Source organism: Haloferula sp. A504 (genome assembly GCF_044385805.1).
Classification (GTDB): domain Bacteria; phylum Verrucomicrobiota; class Verrucomicrobiia; order Verrucomicrobiales; family Akkermansiaceae; genus Haloferula.
Genome location: NZ_JBISBU010000223.1, coordinates 1 through 396 on the forward strand (window position 1 = coordinate 1; position 396 = coordinate 396).

General features: G+C 59.3%; 1 protein-coding gene. It reads right to left on the reverse strand.

Going from position 1 to position 396, the window contains the following annotated elements; translation table 11 throughout:
• Positions 1 to 126: 126 nt before the first annotated feature.
• Positions 127 to 396: hypothetical protein (locus ACG2LG_RS24275; RefSeq protein ID WP_396263498.1), on the reverse strand; the 270-nt coding region annotated here is incomplete at its 5' end.

The window sequence follows — 396 nt, forward strand, 5'->3', positions numbered from 1 at the left end:
GTCAGGGCAGCTCCGTCACCGCCGCCGGAGCAGTCGGCCGAGCGAGTCCCTTACGGGCTCGCCCGCCTGCTCCGGACGGGTGTTGGAATGGTACCGGTCCCAAAATTCATGCATTGCGGGGTCTTTTCAACTGCGTTCATGGTAGTTTCGGGCGGAACGGCCCGCTTCTTTCCTTCGGTTTCCTGAGTCCGTGTTTAGGGTCGGTCCGGAATGGCACGGGATTAAGCCGGTTTTCGGGTAAAGGAATGACGGAAAGCCGGTCGAATTACGGTAGTTGTAGTTGTGAAGCAACAACCCGTCTTGACCAACTTTCCGTCGCACGTATTTGCCACCGCTCGCCGCCGGTTTCAAGCCGGCATCCGACGTTTGCGTGATTCCCTCGCCACCGAGTCCCTC